The organism is Psychrobacter sp. M17(2026) (assembly GCF_055699815.1).
Map to the genome: position 1 here is coordinate 1,534,555 of NZ_CM146741.1, position 18,118 is coordinate 1,552,672.

Here is an 18,118-nt window from a genome sequence, read left to right on the forward strand (position 1 = left end):
TGTCTAGTAATTCAGTCAACAGCATAAGTGCCTATTCTTAGCAATATTTAGTCCTCTACATTCAAGTTAGGGACATTTACTAATACCCAACCACAGCCGCATCGACGATACGTGGGTCAGATGAGCCGTAGACACCGTTTGGCGTTATCATAATCGACTGAGTCGAGCCCATGGCAGCTTTTGGACTGATCGTATGGCCCATTGATTCAAGCTTTTTGACGGTGTCGATATTTAACGCTTTTTCGATGCGAATCTCATCTGGCAACCATTGGTCGTGAATGCGAGGTGCATGAGTGGCCTCAGCGATATTCATATCATGGTCGATGACGTTTGATAGGATTTGGGTGACGGTGGTGATGATACGACTACCACCTGGGCTACCTGTGACGATATAAGGCTTGCTGTCTTTGAACACTAAAGTAGGGCTCATAGAAGACAAGGGGCGCTTATCGCCTTCGACCGCATTGGCTTCACCGCCAAGTAACCCATAACCATTAGGCACGCCCGGCTTAGCAGAGAAATCATCCATTTCATTATTCAATAAAATTCCTGTTCCTTCAGCGACGAGGCCAGTGCCATAAGAGAAGTTCAACGTATAAGTATTGGCTATCGCATTGCCATCTTTATCCACGATAGAGAAATGCGTGGTTTGGTCACTTTCATAAGGCAGAGGGTTGTTGGCTTTAATCGTCGCGGCTGGCGTGGCTTTATTTGGATCAATTAAGGTGCGCAGTTTGTCTGCATAAGCTTGAGAGGTGAGACCGCTGGCAGGTACGTCGACAAAGTCTGAGTCACCTAAGTACTCCGCTCGATCTGCATAAGCCAATTGCATCGCCTCAGCCATTAAGTGGATGGTCTGGGCGCTGTTTTGTCCATAGTCTTTGAGCGGATAGCCTTCTAAAATATTCAAAATCTGGATGATATGAATACCACCAGAAGAAGGCGGTGGCATCGAGACAATCTCGTAGCCACGATAATTGCCTTTGACTGGCTCGCGGGCGATTGCTTTATAATCGCTCAAATCCTGCAAGCTCATCAGGCCGCCTGCTTCGTTGACTGCTTTGACCAATTTTTGAGCGGTTTCTCCCTTGTAGAATCCATCGGCGCCTTGCGCGGCTATCAGCTTTAGCGAGCGGGCAAGCTCTGGCTGCTTTAAGCGCTCCCCAGGTTGATAGGCACTGCCGTCTGGTTTAAAGAACACCTTCTTAGTGCTGGGCCACTTTTGCAAACGGTCACTTAAGGCTTCTAATGATTCAGACAGACCTGCGGTCACTTCAATGCCATCTTCTGCTAACGCAATCGCTGGTGCCATGACTTGCCCGCGGCTCATCGTGCCGTGCTCTTCTAATGCTTTGAGTAGTCCTGCCACCGTGCCCGGCACGCCAACGGCTAAGCCGTGATAGCGAGACAAATCGCTGACGGCGTTGCCTTCCTCATCGAGATACATATCACGAGTGGCGCTACTGGGCGCTTTTTCACGGTAATCGAGCGCCACGGTTTTGTCTTGCTTGGCATCATAAATCATCATAAAACCACCACCGCCGATGTTGCCCGCACGGGGTAGAGTGACAGCTAAGGCAAAGCCAACCGCGACGCCAGCATCGACAGCGTTACCACCCTCTTTTAAAATCTTTAAACCGATAGCTGAAGCGAGCGTTTCTTGCGTGGCGACCATGCCATTCTTTGCCCAAACGGGATGATGAATCGCATCCGCAGAGTAGATGGCTTGATCCGTTTTAGCCGTTGTGTTGGGTATTTTCTTTAGACTATCAGGCGCTGCAACAGTAATGCGCTGAGTTTCAGAAAGTATCGTTGGTGCGTCAGTCATGATCGCTAGATTTATGGCGCTAGTATTTATCGAAGTGGTATTGATAGTGTCTTGAGTAGGTTGAGCGGCGTGAGCAGGTAGATGAACTAAAAACGCACTACTAATAATAACAATAGCGGCTTTAATCGTCGTTTGGTTTTGCTTGAATTTTAGAGGTGATTTATGCATCGCAAAATCCTTTTTACGGATAAGAAGAGAGTGACTAATTTATCATTAATAATTGGTATCATTCGTTTAATGATAGGTTTAGAGTAGCAGTATAAAAGCGTAACGGCTAGAAATTAAATAAGGTTAAGCTTTTACTTTGTATGATCTGATATAAAATCAATAATGTATCTTTCAGCAGCCGCTACCTATTATCTTTTCATGCGTTACGATAATTTTTAGCGTGGCTTAAGGACATGCTACTTGACTATTAAAGAGTCTTTATTAATAGAAGATAAATATACCTTACTTTTTAATTACTAAAATGTAATCTTATGTGTTATAAATAAAAGTATTATTAGCATAGCTAAAATATCCATTATTTGATAAACATAAGGGTTTTTATGTCATTGCCTATCCAGCACTCGTTGGCTAAACAACAAACATCACACCTTGAACCTACTAAAAAAGCCAAGCATAGAACCCTTTCACTAGCAGTCTGTGCCTTGATGCTTGGGAGTACTACGTTAGTAGGCTGTCAGTCCAATCCTATACCAGTCAAAAACAATAGCAAGGCTATTATCGACTTCAGTGTCGCCGATAGTGTTCAAAATCAAGCCCAAGCCCAGCGCTTTAATATGGCGCTCGATACTAATGACGAGCGTTATCAGCAGCTATTTGATCAAAGCCAATTTCCTAATACGGAAGCTCAAGCCAAAACTCGATTAATAAAAGCCATACGCCAGCATTTAGCGACAGAGCAAGTTGCCGTAGCGCAAGCGCGTTATTATTCAACGCCTTTTATTAAGTCCGATAGCATTGACGCAGGATCTACTAGTCTACTCAAGACAGTTATTGAACTCTATGCTTATAATGCTGAAAATCAAAGCTATAGCGATTATGATGATGCAGAAGACGATAGTTATTATGAAGAAAGCGTCTACGAAGAGGATGAGTTAGAAAGTGATAGCCGAGTGGACGCAGCAGACGAGGTGGTCGTTGTAGAGCCCGACGCTGATGACTATGACGCCGCGCTTGAATATGATGCTGAGGGTTATGATGAGTATGGTTATGACTACGATGGCTACGATAGAGATGGCTATGACTATGATGGTTATGATTATTATGGCTATGATATAAACGGCTACGATTATGAAGGCTATGATGAATACGGTTATGATCAAGATGGTGACTATGGCTATAGCTCGGACGACGATTATGAAGATAGCGGCATAAAGGATAAGCTTGATAAATTAAACCCAAAAGGGTTATTAAAGAGCTATGAGGCGATGCAAATTCAAAAGCAGCAAGCGAGCACTAACAAAGATAGTGTCACTGCAAATGAGCCTTTGACAGGTATGCTTGGCAGCATGTTGGGTATGCTGGATCGTACCCCTGAGCAAGTGCAAGCGATGAATGCTTATCAATACAAAAACTTAACCTTCAATAGTGTGAGTCACTATAAGCCTGAGCAAAAACAACTGCAGAGTGTCTATAGCTACGACTACCTAACGCCAACGCTTAGCTCATCGATACAAATACCGCTAGCACTGGATTTTAAAGACAGCCGTATCACTCTTGATCCCTCGGCATTGATGCCGCTAGCGGCTTTGCTCAATCCTGAACATACGCCGCTACCCAACGAGATGACAGCACATACGGTAGATTTTGGTCTGCCTGAGAGTATAACCTCGCAGCTGCCTTTTGAGGTGATATATGATGCGCTCATCAGTGCGGTACAAGAGGGTATGGCGGAGCTGCCTGAGGACAACTTCAGTGCTATAGATATCAAAGGTGATGCCTTTGCAAAAGAGGTCGGGGCCACGCGCGCAGTAAAGGTCTATTTTGGCAGTAAGCAAAGCGGTGAGTTGCTCGGTAAAGTCCTTAAACACTTCAGCCAGTCACTAGATAGCTATGTACAGGCCAATCCTGATAAGTATCCTGATGATGCTGTGCTCAGCCGTGCTATTGCCAAAATCCAGCTCTATAATAAAGGCTACCAAAGCGCCGATATAGGGTCGCTGATGCAGCTGATAGAGGCGATCGGCCCTCTGTCATTTAACCAAGTCAATTACTATTATCTGGACAGCTCAGATCGCCTGCTCGCCAAGCAACAACGCCTCAATATAGGTGGCGATCTGTTCGGTCAACAGACGGCTATGCTCAATCAAGTACGCTACGATCAAGCCCAGTTTGATCAGCATATGCTAACGCCATTATTAACGCAGTCCTTTGGTGTGAATGCTGCGCCTGCAATAGATGGTAATGCTTGGCTTGACGATCAGCGTTTGCAAAAAAAGAGACTCTCGCAAGCGCGTTATGCTCGCTATAGTTATGACGATAGTGACTATGACTCTTATAATGATGTCACTGAAGACGTTGCTGATGCTTATGAAAGTGACACTGATAACGATTAAAGATGATAAGAGTCATTCAAAAGTCAATATATCAGAGTAACGCATTTAAGGATAAATAATGAAAACCATATTTCAAGCTAAAATAAATAAATTGCCGTTAAAAAGTAATGTTACCACCTTGTTATCGAGCGCCTTTGTCTTTAGCGGTTTGTTACTCGTAGGCTGTCAGACGACACCTACCAATGTCTCCAGCGCTGCTAACAACACGTCTACAGCAGCTAAAACGATTTTGGCTCAAGCACTTCAAAAGCAGCGTCGCCAGTCTTTTAGCTACCATAGTGATATGCAGATCAGTAATGAGCAGCAGTTTAGCAATATTGACAGCACGCAGCTGGTCGCTACCGATGATGTCGATAGTTATTGCGTGGATACTCATGATCAAGCGTATGCAGACTTGATAACGCAGGCCGAGGCGCTAGACGCAGAGGTAACAGATACGGCCTTTGAAACCCAGCGCGGCGCTATAAAACAAAGCTATCTAGACTGTAATCAAGCTTATGAGGCATGGAGCGCTCAGCAAGGTTATGACGATTATGATTATGATAATGGATATTACGAAGAGTCTGACCCATACAATTACGATGAATCAGCCTATAGCGAAGATGATGAAATTGTTGTTGTAGAGTCTGAGGAAGTAGGGCAGGAGGGCGCAACTATTGTTGAAACCAGCCGTATTAAATCCAACGCTACTGATAATAGTAAGAGCGAAAATAATAATAAAGAAGCTATATCCCCTTATTATCAGCAACTATTTGATAGCTTTGATGACAAAACCAGCGTATTAGATATCAAAAAAGCAAAATTGCTAGACGCTTATCTACTAAAGCCCTTATCTATTAATGCCCAAGGAGTTTATCAGCCGCTGGCAGGTCGATTCACTATGCTCGGTAGCGCTCAATATCAGTCTCGCAATAATACGAGCAGTATTAATCAGCCTGTTTATGTCAATCTAAAGTCAGGTAATATTTACCTTTGGGCAGATAATTTTGCGATGTTTAATTCAGAATTATTAGACAATAAGCTTGGTGTTAATTGGCAAAATAAATGGCTGCGCTTAGCGATTGACGATGGCACTTTACCGAAAGGTTTTGGTAGTGCGGTCATAAAAACACACTTTGAGGCGATAGACTATATCTATGAGCAAGCAGATGTCAGCCAGTTTGATTTTATTGCGCCTAATAGCTTACTTACCTTAACTCCTAAGCTACCCGAGCAGCAGCTTGCGCCTATGATGCAAAGCCCACAAATTATTCGTCGATTACAAACTAGTACTAGCTCTGAGCAAATGCAAATGGACTACTTGCGTTATTTTTATGAGAAAATAAGCGTACAGTATCCTGAGCTTATAGACAATGACATCGATGTAGAAACCCCAAGCGCGATTTTTGCTACAGGCTCGCTTAGCAGTAATAATATTGTCAAAAAAGGACTAGCGATGATTAATAAAATAATCACTGCCGATGATGATGTAGCCGATATCGACAATATGGATGTCGTTGCTAGTACAGACGGTTTAGAAGATCTGGACAGTTCTGATCTATCAGCTAACAAAATTGAGTCGATAGCACAGCAATTATATGGCTTTGATAATAGAGGCCAACTACAGTGGTATCATGAACGTGGTCAGGTCTCGTTTGACACTAGTGCTAATGATACCGCTAAGCCGCAAAAGACCATTGATGTACTACAGCAATATCTGCCACTACAACGTCAAGACATTATCTTTCCTAACTTACCAAGCGATGTGCAAATACCTAATGCCAGTAATAGCGTAGATATAAGAGCCTATAGCAAAGAGCTGGCTGAGTATTATCGCGCGGGTAATGGCACCTTTATGGGTAAAATGTTATTCAATATGTTATCTGTATTCAAAATGCAAACAGAGGCGTTAGCTACTGAAGAGGCCTATGAGTTAGAAGAAGAGGCTATGGATATTGTCGTTGAGGAAGCTGAATAACATAGATTTGTTTGTTAGGAAGGCTACTTTTATAAGAGTAGCCTTTTTAAACATGCTCTATAAAACTACTTTAGAGCGATCGTATAGCTTAGCGGTTTATCTTGTAAGTTGTACGTCTTAATAGCCTGTAGCTTAAAGGCGTTGCGATCATAAAAGTTTTCATCTTGCGCGGCTCTGAGCTCTAGCATGTCCATCATAGAATAATAATCACCTGAGGTACTCCCAAAGAGTTTTTTGGCAATATAATCTAGATAGGCTTTATTGTAGCCCTGTATTTCAAACTTAGTATAATAACTATCCTCAGCGCGATTGATCAGCAGCTCGTCGGTAATCTCTATCCGTGATGGGCAATTAAAGCAGCCTGGAATAAACTGTACATTTTCTATATCAACTTGGCTAAGTAAATTCCTAGTCTCAGTGTTTTTACTATTATAAGTGACATTTGATTGGGTGCTATACTGACAGTTTTCAGTGTTCATTATAGTAATGAAATTTATTTTACCGCTTTTAGTGACTCCTACATCCAGCTTACAAGCGTCTGAATCGCTATTGCTATAGCCATTCCAGTCTTGTTTACTTAGCCCCAGCTTGTACTGCTTATTTAAAGTATTGACATCCTTACCTAAGGAGCTTGGCGCAATAAAACTGTTATAGTTAGCGGCATAAGTAGGTAAGCAAACCACAGTGCCAACAATTATTATCAATAAGCTATTTTTCATAGTAATACCTAGTTTTAAGATTCTAAACTCAAGCTAATTCAACATCCAATTATTTCGTTGTTATAGTTAGGGCATGTCTCTAATCTGAACGTCCGAGACTAAATGGACTAAAAAAGGCTAAATATTGGCAGAGCAGTGTCAAATAGCTCATCAATATCTCGATATTAATAGCGCTATTATTCTAGCCCTGCTGCAATTTCGCTCATTTTTATCACCATTTTCAAATTGAGCCACGCCCTAGTAGCTAAACTATTAGTTATAAAAACGAGCTAACGTTTATGAATGTTCAACAGGCCCTAACAATTATAAATCTATTTTAGCTGTCTATAGCTTGATTTATGTATCAGTGCTTATTATGAGCAGATTAAAGATTTGTCTAATTAAAAAATTTATAGTATCAGATACCAGACTTGGTGCTTTCAATCGACTCTCTTAGCAACTACTGTCAACAGACCCTAATTAAGGAGAAGTTATGACTACTCAATTGAATATTTTAGCATGTGTTGATGGATCAGCGGTGACGGAGTCGGTTTGCGATTATGCCATTTGGTATGCCAATAAATTAAATCTACCAGTAGCCTTGCTCAACGCTATAGATGTTCCAGCATCAACAAGGCGTAGTTTAGCAGGCTCGATAGGGATGAACAGCCGCCAAAATCTATTAGAGCAATTGACTAAGATAGACGAGCAAAGATCACAAATAGCTAATGATTATAGTAAAGCGCTAGTTGAAGACACCAAAAGTTATATTAATGGGAAGTCTGACGTTGAGGTTAATGTTTTTCGCCGCCGTGGCAAGCTGTTATCCGTAATTGAGTTCTATAAAGACAATAGTCGCGCCATCGTCATGGGACGACGCGGAGAAGATCATAAAAATGATCATATTAATATCGGTAGTCAAATTGAAACCATCGCTCGCTCATCAAGTGTCCCTATCTTAATTTGTTCTGAAGACTTTAAGACGCCAAGCTCATATATGATAGCTTTTGATGCCAGTGATACTGCTGTCAAAGCAGTTGGCTTAATCACCAAAAGCCCGGTATTAAAAAGCTTGAAAGGTCATATTGTCATGATAGGCAATCATGATGACTCTTCAAGACAGAGCTTAGTCGCCGCCTCAGAGCAGCTAAAATCGGCAGGATATTTGGTCGATACCCATCACTTACCTGAGTCTAATGCGGTTGATGGACTGCTCGCGTTTCAAGCGAAAAACGATGTGGATATTATCGTCATCGGTGCTTATGGTCGCTCTAAATTTCAGCAGTTATTCTTAGGCAGTACGACGACCAAAGTGATCGCTAAGACGACCTCTCCTGTTATTTTGGTACGTTAGATCATTCTTATCATTATCGTAGCGTGCTCATAATTTGTCATCGGACGTATGAATAAAAGGAGAAGTAAAATGTGGGATGAGCGTTATAGCGAGGCAGGGTTTGCTTTTGGGACTGAGCCTAATGATTTTTTGAGAGATGAGTTTGGCCGTATACCAGCAGGCGGACGCGTACTGTGTCTGGCTGAAGGTGAGGGTAGGAATGCTGTATTCTTGGCTCAAAACGGCTATCAAGTTACGGGTATGGACTCCTCTAAGGTAGGCTTAGATAAAGCACAACAACTGGCTAATGATAAAGGTGTCACTATCACGACTCAAGTAGTAGATCTTGCTGATTACGAGTTTGGTGAGCAGCAGTGGGACGGTATTGTCGTTATGTGGGTACATCTGCCAACGCCGCTTCGTCAGCATATCCATGCTCAGATTGCAGCAGCGTTAAAGCCTGCTGGCGTGCTTATTTTAGAGGCTTATACCCAGCAGCAGCTCGAGATGGATGCGGTTGGTGGGCCACCAGCGACTCAAAAGGATCGATTTGGCTCATTAGCCACTTTGCAGTACGAGCTTGCAGAACTCAAAGAAGTCGTTGGGGTAGAGACACAGCGTATGGTTTCGGAGGGCACGCGCCATCAGGGACTTAGTGCTGTAGTGCAGTTTATAGCGTACAAAAAATAGCTGATTTGAGAAATTGTAAAAGGGTGGATTATAGAGCTAGCTCTTGGCTCTATAATCTACCCTTTTTTAAAGGATAGTTTTATAAATGAGCGTTAACGATATAAGCATTTTATTTTACGGTTGCAGCAGCTGCTAGACTATTAAGCAGCATAGATATGTTGCTGATAACTTTGTCGCAGCCTTTAATATTGTGACGCGCTTTTAGGTAGCTGGGATCATTATAAGTGAGCGCAACTAGACCTCCGGCATCTTCGCTAATGAGTACTTTTTGTGGTAAATCAATGGCAACGCTTGGGGCGCAATTCATCAAAGGCGTTCCTGCTTTAGGATTACCAAAGATGATAACTTCAGTAGGTTTCAAGGTTAAATCTGCATTCATAGCGTTTTGTTGATGGTCAATTCTAGTGAATACTGTTAAGCCTTTATCTTTAGCAATAGACTCAAATCGATCAGCCGTCTGCTTGACTGAGTGATTGCTTTGCATACTGATCAAACCGTTGTTTTGCATAGCGCTTTGTTGGTGACTGTTGGCATTAGAGTTAGATTGCAAGCTAGCGCAAGAGGACAAGGCTAGGACGCAGGCGATAGCAGGTATAAGCTTTATCATAAGATTTCCTAGTGATTGGTTTTGGGCATGAAAAACAGTGCTTCAAATATAGCATCAACATCTTCATCATATATACCTATTTCTTGAATTCTTCTATAAGAAAAATACAATATTCTATCAATATTAGAATTCTGGTAATTCTCATCTTGTATAATGTTCTTCAATCTATCTAATTCTGGAATTGAGACGTTGTGCTTAGCTTTTAAAAGCAGTCTAAGCTCATCCAACAACTCAATTGATTGCTTAAACGCTATGCTATTCATAATACAATACTCTTAAGCTCATGCTTGCTTTATCAGAAAGAAAAAGCATTTTAAGTAGCTAATTTCATCACCTTTTTATTTAAAATAAACACCAACACCGCGCCTAAAATAATGCTACTTGCGACTATAAAACGCATCGTTAACTGTTCAGATAAAAACAGTACACCAGCAGCAGCGGCAAGCACAGGAACACAAAACTGGACAACCGCTGCTTGCGTACTCTTTAATAATGGCATCGCTGTATACCAGATGCTATAACCAAGGCCTGAGGTGATCGCGCCTGAGATAAAGGCTAACACGATGCCTTCAGACTGAATATCACTTAGATAGCCAATTGCCATCAAACCTATAATAGGAATAGCAACTAGGCTTCTTATAAAGTTAAATCCAGTAGCCCGTAGCGGTGATATACAGGATTGTCCACGGATACTATATACGCCCCATGCTATACCGCTGATAGCCATAATTGCTGCACCAGATAATGAGGGCACAGCGGCTGAGGGCAGCATTAGATAAATAAAACCAGCCACGGCTACCATAAAAGCGATCCATTGCAGCGCGCTTAGTTGCTCCTTTTTATAGATACCCCAGCCAATCATCGTCAGTTGTACGGCTGCAAATAAGATAAGCGCACCAGTACCTGTATCGAGCTCTACATAAGCCAATGAAAAGCATAGCGCATAGACTACTAGGCTTATACTACTTAGCCAGCTGCCTTTATCGTTTAAAATAGCGTTATTATTAATGCTGATATCGGTATCAATGCTAGTATCGGCCATACTCTGGCGGGTGAGACGGCGTGCATGTACTACCATAATAATACTAAGGCAAATAGCGCCACCTAACAGCCGAATGATCGTAAAGCTCCAAGCATCGATGTAACCTTCTGCTAAGGCCATTCTACAAAAAAGTGAGTTTGCAGCAAAAGCAATCAAGGCGATAATCGTATAGAGCGCAGCTTTCAAAAGCATTCCTAAAATTAGAAATATTAAACAAAATAATTGTTTTATATTTTATGATAAATGACTTGGCGCACTTTACTACAAAAGGACAATCTATTGTTAAAATAAATTGCCCATTAATCATCAACAGACCCTAGTTTCAGTACCAAAATTAAGTAATGAGATGCAGTATTTATATCAAGCCACTTTATACCAGTCAATCTTACGGGTCATCACCATTACGCAGGCGAGTAGTACAAAGCAGAATACGGCACCAAGTAATAAATTCATATCCTCTGTGGTCAAGATGCCATAAAACGCGCCATATAATCCAGCTAATATGGTGGTAAAAATAGCCGCTCGTTTTAACCCATTAAGTACATAATAAGTGTACCAGCCAATCAGTCCGACACAGGCACTGGCAGCAATAGCATAAGCTTGCCAAAAAGCAATCTGCTCAGCAAGAGGCAGCAACAGCACATAGAATACTAACAGCGCACAACCGACCAGCAAATATTGAATCGGGTGGATACGACTGGATTTTACGATTTCAAACAAAAAGAAAGTGGCAAATGATACCAGTATTAATAGCAATGCATACTTCATGGTGCGTTCAGTTTGTAGGTAGACGTCATTAGGCTCAGCAAAGCTCACGCCAAAGCTATTTAGCTGCGCATTACTGCTGACAGTGCCGTTTGCTTCTTCAACCGCCATAGCTGCTGCTTGGTCAGCATAGTCATAACTATTGGTGTCAAAAGTAGCTTTACTTATGACCGTGCACTGATTGTTAGGAGTCGCTAGGCATTGGGTCAGGTATTGGGTGTTAGCGACAGTCAAATACTGATTTTGCCAATTTGCCTCAAAACCATCCGCACTAAAGTCTTTGGTATTCGGCAGGGCTTTACCGATAAAGTTTGGCGCATGCCAGTTACTACGCATAGCCATTTCAAAGTTCTGTCCAGTCGGCACCGTGTTCAAGCTACTAATACCTGCTAGCGGCAGATCAATAGCAATCTTGATAGGCTGTCTGTTTTTGTTTTCCTCGATAGCTAAGGCATTAGAGTTTACGCTACTGTTAACCTTTAAAGGTTGAGTGCTTAACTGAGCTAACACTTGCTGAGGCAAAGCGACTTCGACATAAGTCAAACCACGAACCATTGGTGTCTCTGGATAAGTGGCTTTAATAGCTTGTTTATTGATAGTCACTGTCGGCAAAGTCGCCACACCACGTAAGTCTGATACGGGAATAATTAATCTTGCTCTATCCCAGTGAGTGATTGTTTGCTCAGGAGTGACCCTGCTTGCATTATTGGCCAGCGCTGGTGTAGTTGCTACCGCTAGGTCTTGACTTGAAGTGTTCAAAGAAAGCTCATTTGATTGATCTGGTAATAAATAGTTTTGATCAAATTTTATATCGCCATTGTAGCTAGTTGCATGATAAATACCGCGCTTATAGGTATTTGTACTCACTTCTAAATCTTGCTTGGCCTGAGTTTGCGCGGCAAAAATAGTTTCAACTTTGTTATAGGGTGCTGCACATTCTGAGGCTTTTTCGGTGGCAACAATGGCACACTTTGGGGTTACAGTAGTAGGGATTGCAATAAATGGGGTAATAATCTCCTGCGGATTCACATGCTGCTCAGCAATTTCTCTAACGACTGAATCTGCATAGCTTTGTCGCTCATAAATAACAGAGCTAAATACATTGAGGCCAATGGCAAAAATAAAGCATAGCCCAGCGATAATAAATATTTTGATAGCCAGTGTCTTTTGCATGATAGCTCCCTATATGAGTTTTAATACCGAACTGCTGATACAGCCGATGGTTTTAAAATAATCATAAGGGAGAAATAATGAAAAATAATGCAGAGAAGATGGAGAGTTTATGGAAATTAGCCTTTAGTTATAGGTTTTAATCTAATTATGCTTTATTAGGCCTGTTTGATTTAGAGCACCTAAGCATTATGCTTAAAAATTAGATAAAACCTACCTCACTATTTATCCTTTCTAACCGCTAATACAGGCTGACTTTCATCCCAAAGATTTAATTCTATGCCATAAGGCGTGTTAATCTTTACATCGTACTGCGGCATTAAAGCATTCAAAATTGCACCGGGTCTTTTAACTTTGCCAATAGTGTTGTCACTTGTTTTCACAACTTGCATAGAGCTGTAACCCTTATATGCGTTACCAGTGGTACTTACGCATATAAGGGTTTGCTCGGTATGATTAAAGCCATAGTCTGAGTGCCCACTATTATTGATGACTTGACAGCCTGTGAACTCAGTTTTTTGATTGGGCATTTGCCACCCTTTTGGATAAGAGAAAACAATAATTTTATTATCCATCTCTTCGATAACCACCTTATCTATATTAAACAGAGTATTATCCCAAGACTCCTCGACTTTATACTCTCCCAAAAAAGTTCTATAACTTCCTAATTTTTCTTCATTTACTCGTAATTCACCAAAGGCAACAGCGGTATGTGTATTTTGCTGTTTATGCATTAAATTTGATGCTCTGATGCCTGCGTCTGATATACAGGCAGTAAGTAATAATGGCAATGAAAGTAAAAGTAATAGTTTCTGCATGTTATCGCTCCCAGTAGTCAGTCATTAAAGTGTTAATTTCTAAGACGTCATCCCTGGTTAGTGCCATCGTTCTATTAGCCATCAAGCCGCGCATAGCGCTATCTCTAGCATTAGAAACTAAAACAGGCTGCTTTGAGGATTGTTCAATCTGCACATACCAATCGGGTTGCTTTTTTGGTACGGTCGAATACTCAGATTTTAGATAAGCAAGCTTTTGGTTTAGCGCTTGAAGGTTTGTCTGAATCATTAAAGAAGAGGAAGCGGTTGAGCTAATGAATAGTGGAAAGACTTGCTGCTGATTCTGATTTTTATAATAAGAGCCATACTTTATATCCTCTCCATAAGCTGACGTATATAGTCTAACTAGTTTCTCTCCACTGGATACCTTAGTACAGCCAACGATTTTAACTTCTTCAAAGGCAGTATGAGGCTCATATCTTCTAATATAATAAGGATCGTTTTTTTTAAAAAGATTACTGCTCTTATCAAAGCCATTTATCTCTATAACTCCCAGACCAGTACAATCCATAATATTTTGGGCGTTTAGCTTGGGATTAGTGGTACAAGCACTTAGTAAAACACTAGCTACCAAAGTTAATACCATATTTCTCATAAAATTCTCATTTATTAAATAAAACAGTCTAAGCAAAATTAAGTAAAATCTTTCAAGCATTCTACAACTTGATGAACACGCTGCTCTCTATCACCGCCAATACTTTGGAACGCCTTGTTGTAGTGATTAAGCTGTTCTTCAAAGCGTGTACTTATAGCATCTCGAGCATTGGGACTGTCCCGCAGATCATCAGCGACCCAAGGAGTATCGACCTTAGTCAGTAGAATCAAATCGTAATGATGAGTCAGAGCAGCTTGAGTTAATTCAGTAGGGCAGTCACTATAATACCAATTGGCGTATACCATCAGCTCAAACAGACTAGTGTCGCAGAATAAGTATTTATTCTCAGATTGTGCAGATTCTAGCACCAGCTTGTTCTCTAGCGCTATCTGACCTTGTGCAATAGGCAGTAAGTCCTCCCAAGTACAAGTCTGCCCATCTTTATCCCATTTCTCTTGCAAATAAATACGCATATACTCAGGCACCCACGGACACTCAAAATGCGCTGCCAAATCGCGGCAAAGCGTCGTTTTGCCCGTACTCTCAGCACCTAATATGCCGACTTTAAAGACAGTATCAGGCGTATGCTGCATCAGATTGTACGCGGTAGCGCTGTTGCCATTCATAATAAGCCCAAATTGCAATTGCGGTAAACACTACATACTGTAGCGCGGTGAAGGTAAGACCTTTATAAAAGTATAGCGGCACTGATATCGCATCAGCCACTATCCATAGTAGCCAGTGTTCGATCTTGCGATTGGCCATCAGCCACATAGCCATTAAAAACAGCGCGGTCGTCAGCATGTCGGTATAATCGACCCAAGTAAATAAATGCATGCCGAGCACTACACCATCAAAGCTAAAGTTATTGGTGATGACGGGACGAAGATAGTATATCAGCGCTACAAAAGCGACAGTGGCACTAGCCAGCAGCGCTAAAGTTGGAATATCACGGACTTGAATATGCTCGATACTGATATCGTTGTGAGCATCATTGGCTTTGTTTTTTGTCCAGTTAAACCAGCCATAAATACCCATCGCTGTATAATAAGCATTAATAAAAAGATCACCAAATAGCTGCCACTGCCAAAGTAAGTAGACAAATATGGCGGTGCTAATAATGCCAATAGGGAACACTAGCACATTAAGCTTGCTGGCAAGTAATACGCTTGCTACGCCAAAGATTACAGCAATTAACTCTAGACCAATAAAAAGCGTAGGATAATCAGCATACTGACCAAACAGCCCATTAAAAATCTCTATCATTACTATTCCAAATTTATTATTAGTTATTAAAATCGTTTAAATAGCACTGATTATAACGCAACTTTTAGCAGACAAAATGGTGCTTTGCTTCAATATCTATCTAAATTGGTTATTTGTAACAAACTATTAGAATAATGAACTTATTCAGGCATAATAAAGACGTTGATTCTCATTTACTGCTACTTACTGAATGTACTCTCACCTTTTGAGCTAATTTGTAAACACTATAAGCATTATCAGTAATAAATAAGGAAGCCTAATTATGACCACTTGTATCACTGGCACTGGCCTGTTCATCCCTCCCTATAGCATCAGCAACGAAGAGCTGGTCGAATCCTTTAACCATTATGTTGAAAATTATAACCAAGAGCACGCCGAGGAGATAGCGAACGAGACTATACCCGCCTTGCAGCCATCCTCTGCTGAGTTTATCGAAAAGGTATCAGGCATTAAGTCCCGCTATGTGATGGAAAAAGACGGTATCTTAAATACTGACATTATGGCACCTGTGATACCTTATCGTCATCTTGGTGAAGAGCTGTCAGTCATGGCAGAGATGGGCGCAGCAGCGCTTAAAGACGCGCTAGCGGACGCAGGGTTAGAGGCCAATGATTTGGACGGTATCATCCTTGCTTGCTCGAACTTTCAGCGCACATATCCTGCTATCGCTATCGAGATTCAAAATGAGATCGGTATGATTGGCGGCTTTGCTTATGATATGAACGTCGCTTGTAGTGCGGCGACTTTTGGTCTGTCACAAGCGCACGGCTCTATCGTATCAGGCTTAGCCCGCCGCGTTGCAGTCGTTAACGTTGAAATTACCTCAGCGCATCTGAACTGGCGTAATCGTGACAGTCACTTTATCTTTGGCGATGTAGCAACGGCATGTATCGTTGAGGATTTAGAGACGCCAAAAGGCTATGAGATCGTGAATGCGAAGCTATTTACTCAGTTTTCAACCAATATCAAAAACGAATACGGCTTTATGGATCGCTCAGAGTTCTTGGCAGCCCAGACGCAGATGTACCCTGATATACGCGAACCTGTAACTGATAAACTATTTTTGCAAAATGGTCGCAAAGTATTTAAAGAGGTCTGCCCAAAAGTATCACAAGTGATCTTAGAGCATTTACAAGATAATGAAATACCAACTTCTGATATCAAAATGATGTGGCTACATCAGGCCAATGCCAATATGCTAGATCTTATCTTGCGCACCGTAATGGGTAAAGAAGCTGATAAATCAATTGTGCCAAGCGTGATCGCTGAATTTGCTAATACCAGCTCAGCCAGTCCGATGATTGTTTTTCATCGCTACAAAGACGAGCTACAATCAGGTGATTTGGGCGTCATCTGCTCCTTTGGTGCGGGTTACTCCATTGGCTCAGTACTGGTCAAAAAGGTTTAGATAGCGCTTTTACTATATATTATTCATGGTTGAAAATAGTATTAAAAAATAGCTGAGAGCAATCTTAGCTATTTTTTACTTTAGATTTGCTCTCAACACTGATATTTATACTCATTTTTAATCTAAACGTTATATAAACCGCAAGTTTACGTAGTGATTCTAATGTTGTGGCAAAAATTTGCTATAATCGCTCTCTTATTATAATTATTTAAAAAAGTTACATTATGAAAGAATCCTTACGCCTACGTTTAGACCAGATGGTAGACCGCTATGAAGAGGTTACCGCACTGCTATCTGATCCTGAAATCATTAGCGATAATAATAAATTCCGTGAGCTGTCTGTCGAACATAGCGACTTAATGGATATCACCACGCTATGGCTCAATTATGGTAGCGCAGAAAAAGATCAAGCGGATGCTGAGGCTATGCTTGAGGACGCATCTGATCCTGACATGAAAGAGATGATGCAAGATGAGATCGATAGCGCGCGCGATACTATTGTAGAGATGGAAGAAGCGCTCAACGTCATGATGCTACCAAAAGATCCTAACGATAAAGTTCCAGCATTCTTAGAGATACGAGCGGGCACAGGCGGCGATGAAGCGGCGATATTCTCAGGCGATCTGTTTCGCATGTATCAAAAATATGCCCAAACCCAAGGCTGGACGCTTGAGGTGTTATCAGCCAATGAAGGCGATCATGGCGGCTACAAAGAGATCATCAGCCGCGTCTCTGGTAATAGCGTATACGGTCGGCTAAAGTTTGAGTCAGGTGCGCATCGAGTGCAACGGGTTCCTGAGACTGAGAGCCAAGGCCGCGTGCATACCTCAGCCTGTACTGTCGCGGTTATGCCAGTCGTTGAGATCGATGATACGGTCGATCTTAATCCTGCTGATATTAAGATGGATACCTATCGCTCAAGTGGCGCAGGTGGTCAGCACGTCAACACCACGGACTCAGCGGTGCGCCTAACGCATATCCCAACAGGGGTAGTAGCAGAGTGTCAGCAAGAGCGTAGTCAACATAAAAACCGCGCCAAAGCGATGCAAATGCTGATATCGCGTATTCAGCAAGCTAAGGTGCAAGCGCAGGTTGATACGGCAGATGAGATCCGTCGTGATCTAGTCGGTAGTGGCGACCGTAGTGAACGTATTCGTACTTATAACTTCCCACAAGGACGCATGACTGATCACCGCATTAATTTGACGCTTTATAAGCTGGACTCAATCATGGAAGGTGATTTAGACGAGTTGCTTGACGCTTTGATGCGTGAGCACCAAGCCGATCTGATGGCGAGTATCGGTGGTGAATAAGCGTAACGGTTATTATCTATTCAACAGACCCTATAATAACTAATGCACT

The 18,118-nt window shown here is 41.8% G+C and carries 16 protein-coding genes; 6 read left to right on the forward strand and 10 right to left on the reverse strand.

The window, feature by feature from the left end:
* Positions 1–79: 79 nt before the first annotated feature.
* Positions 80–1,996 carry a gamma-glutamyltransferase gene (ggt, locus tag ACR63T_RS06550; RefSeq protein WP_472785163.1) on the reverse strand — a complete coding sequence of 639 codons (1,917 nt, stop codon included), beginning with the start codon at positions 1,994–1,996 and terminating at the stop codon, positions 80–82.
* A gap of 380 nt (positions 1,997–2,376) precedes the next feature.
* On the opposite strand from ggt, the gene ACR63T_RS06555 reads away from it, so the two are divergent.
* Both ACR63T_RS06555 and ACR63T_RS06560 read left to right on the forward strand, forming a co-directional pair.
* The gene (locus tag ACR63T_RS06555; protein WP_472785164.1) at positions 2,377–4,389 is read left to right on the forward strand and encodes a hypothetical protein; all 2,013 of its coding nucleotides are present in this window, start codon (positions 2,377–2,379) and stop codon (positions 4,387–4,389) included.
* Positions 4,390–4,447: 58 nt separating this feature from the next.
* The gene (locus tag ACR63T_RS06560) at positions 4,448–6,346 is read left to right on the forward strand and encodes a hypothetical protein (RefSeq protein WP_472785165.1); all 1,899 of its coding nucleotides are present in this window, start codon (positions 4,448–4,450) and stop codon (positions 6,344–6,346) included.
* A 65-nt stretch (positions 6,347–6,411) separates the two neighbouring features.
* Here the strand turns inward: ACR63T_RS06560 and ACR63T_RS06565 are convergent, their stop codons facing one another.
* Complete coding sequence (locus tag ACR63T_RS06565) at positions 6,412–7,065, reverse strand: hypothetical protein (protein WP_472785166.1); 654 nt, start codon at positions 7,063–7,065, stop codon at positions 6,412–6,414.
* 472 nt (positions 7,066–7,537) lie between these two features.
* Here ACR63T_RS06565 and ACR63T_RS06570 point away from each other — a divergent pair, with 472 nt between their 5' ends.
* Together ACR63T_RS06570 and ACR63T_RS06575 are read left to right on the forward strand one after the other, a co-directional pair.
* Positions 7,538–8,398 carry a universal stress protein gene (locus ACR63T_RS06570; protein WP_472785167.1) on the forward strand — a complete coding sequence of 287 codons (861 nt, stop codon included), beginning with the start codon at positions 7,538–7,540 and terminating at the stop codon, positions 8,396–8,398.
* A gap of 69 nt (positions 8,399–8,467) precedes the next feature.
* On the forward strand, positions 8,468–9,067 hold the full coding sequence (locus tag ACR63T_RS06575; protein WP_472785168.1) for a class I SAM-dependent methyltransferase: 600 nt from the start codon (positions 8,468–8,470) through the stop codon (positions 9,065–9,067).
* A gap of 109 nt (positions 9,068–9,176) precedes the next feature.
* Here ACR63T_RS06575 and ACR63T_RS06580 read toward each other — a convergent pair whose 3' ends face one another.
* From ACR63T_RS06580 to pnuC, 8 genes are all read right to left on the reverse strand, one after another.
* Positions 9,177–9,674 (reverse strand): DUF302 domain-containing protein, encoded by a 498-nt coding sequence (locus ACR63T_RS06580; protein ID WP_472785169.1) that lies wholly within the window; start codon positions 9,672–9,674, stop codon positions 9,177–9,179.
* Between the two features lie 8 nt (positions 9,675–9,682).
* Positions 9,683–9,937 (reverse strand): hypothetical protein, encoded by a 255-nt coding sequence (locus tag ACR63T_RS06585; RefSeq protein WP_472785170.1) that lies wholly within the window; start codon positions 9,935–9,937, stop codon positions 9,683–9,685.
* 50 nt (positions 9,938–9,987) lie between these two features.
* Positions 9,988–10,902, reverse strand: a complete 915-nt coding sequence (locus tag ACR63T_RS06590; RefSeq protein ID WP_472785171.1) for a DMT family transporter — start codon at positions 10,900–10,902, stop codon at positions 9,988–9,990.
* Positions 10,903–11,076: 174 nt separating this feature from the next.
* The gene (gene creD, locus ACR63T_RS06595; protein WP_472785172.1) at positions 11,077–12,654 is read right to left on the reverse strand and encodes a cell envelope integrity protein CreD; all 1,578 of its coding nucleotides are present in this window, start codon (positions 12,652–12,654) and stop codon (positions 11,077–11,079) included.
* Between the two features lie 218 nt (positions 12,655–12,872).
* The gene (locus ACR63T_RS06600; protein WP_472785173.1) at positions 12,873–13,469 is read right to left on the reverse strand and encodes a hypothetical protein; all 597 of its coding nucleotides are present in this window, start codon (positions 13,467–13,469) and stop codon (positions 12,873–12,875) included.
* A 1-nt stretch (position 13,470) separates the two neighbouring features.
* Complete coding sequence (locus ACR63T_RS06605; protein WP_472785174.1) at positions 13,471–14,082, reverse strand: hypothetical protein; 612 nt, start codon at positions 14,080–14,082, stop codon at positions 13,471–13,473.
* Positions 14,083–14,120: 38 nt separating this feature from the next.
* Positions 14,121–14,708 carry an AAA family ATPase gene (locus tag ACR63T_RS06610; RefSeq protein ID WP_472785175.1) on the reverse strand — a complete coding sequence of 196 codons (588 nt, stop codon included), beginning with the start codon at positions 14,706–14,708 and terminating at the stop codon, positions 14,121–14,123.
* Positions 14,659–15,348 carry a nicotinamide riboside transporter PnuC gene (gene pnuC, locus ACR63T_RS06615; protein WP_472785176.1) on the reverse strand — a complete coding sequence of 230 codons (690 nt, stop codon included), beginning with the start codon at positions 15,346–15,348 and terminating at the stop codon, positions 14,659–14,661. Before pnuC ends, ACR63T_RS06610 begins: the two co-directional genes overlap by 50 nt.
* Before the next feature lie 262 nt (positions 15,349–15,610).
* Here pnuC and ACR63T_RS06620 point away from each other — a divergent pair, with 262 nt between their 5' ends.
* Together ACR63T_RS06620 and prfA are read left to right on the forward strand one after the other, a co-directional pair.
* The gene (locus tag ACR63T_RS06620; protein ID WP_472785177.1) at positions 15,611–16,756 is read left to right on the forward strand and encodes a beta-ketoacyl-ACP synthase III; all 1,146 of its coding nucleotides are present in this window, start codon (positions 15,611–15,613) and stop codon (positions 16,754–16,756) included.
* 224 nt (positions 16,757–16,980) lie between these two features.
* Positions 16,981–18,069 carry a peptide chain release factor 1 gene (gene prfA, locus ACR63T_RS06625; protein ID WP_201573340.1) on the forward strand — a complete coding sequence of 363 codons (1,089 nt, stop codon included), beginning with the start codon at positions 16,981–16,983 and terminating at the stop codon, positions 18,067–18,069.
* The last annotated feature ends 49 nt before the right edge of the window (positions 18,070–18,118 follow it).

Bases quoted from the DNA above. Each gene is read 5' to 3' on its own strand.
- ACR63T_RS06555 (WP_472785164.1), top strand. From the start codon at position 2,377: ATGTCATTGCCTATCCAGCACTCGTTGGCTAAACAACAAACATCACAC.
- ACR63T_RS06580 (WP_472785169.1), bottom strand. From the start codon at position 9,674: ATGATAAAGCTTATACCTGCTATCGCCTGCGTCCTAGCCTTGTCCTCT.
- ACR63T_RS06605 (WP_472785174.1), bottom strand. From the start codon at position 14,082: ATGAGAAATATGGTATTAACTTTGGTAGCTAGTGTTTTACTAAGTGCT.
- ACR63T_RS06620 (WP_472785177.1), top strand. From the start codon at position 15,611: ATGACCACTTGTATCACTGGCACTGGCCTGTTCATCCCTCCCTATAGC.
- ggt (WP_472785163.1), bottom strand. From the start codon at position 1,996: ATGCATAAATCACCTCTAAAATTCAAGCAAAACCAAACGACGATTAAA.
- prfA (WP_201573340.1), top strand. From the start codon at position 16,981: ATGAAAGAATCCTTACGCCTACGTTTAGACCAGATGGTAGACCGCTAT.
- ACR63T_RS06575 (WP_472785168.1), top strand. From the start codon at position 8,468: ATGTGGGATGAGCGTTATAGCGAGGCAGGGTTTGCTTTTGGGACTGAG.
- ACR63T_RS06565 (WP_472785166.1), bottom strand. From the start codon at position 7,065: ATGAAAAATAGCTTATTGATAATAATTGTTGGCACTGTGGTTTGCTTA.
- ACR63T_RS06560 (WP_472785165.1), top strand. From the start codon at position 4,448: ATGAAAACCATATTTCAAGCTAAAATAAATAAATTGCCGTTAAAAAGT.
- ACR63T_RS06610 (WP_472785175.1), bottom strand. From the start codon at position 14,708: ATGAATGGCAACAGCGCTACCGCGTACAATCTGATGCAGCATACGCCT.
- ACR63T_RS06585 (WP_472785170.1), bottom strand. From the start codon at position 9,937: ATGAATAGCATAGCGTTTAAGCAATCAATTGAGTTGTTGGATGAGCTT.
- pnuC (WP_472785176.1), bottom strand. From the start codon at position 15,348: ATGATAGAGATTTTTAATGGGCTGTTTGGTCAGTATGCTGATTATCCT.
- ACR63T_RS06600 (WP_472785173.1), bottom strand. From the start codon at position 13,469: ATGCAGAAACTATTACTTTTACTTTCATTGCCATTATTACTTACTGCC.
- creD (WP_472785172.1), bottom strand. From the start codon at position 12,654: ATGCAAAAGACACTGGCTATCAAAATATTTATTATCGCTGGGCTATGC.
- ACR63T_RS06570 (WP_472785167.1), top strand. From the start codon at position 7,538: ATGACTACTCAATTGAATATTTTAGCATGTGTTGATGGATCAGCGGTG.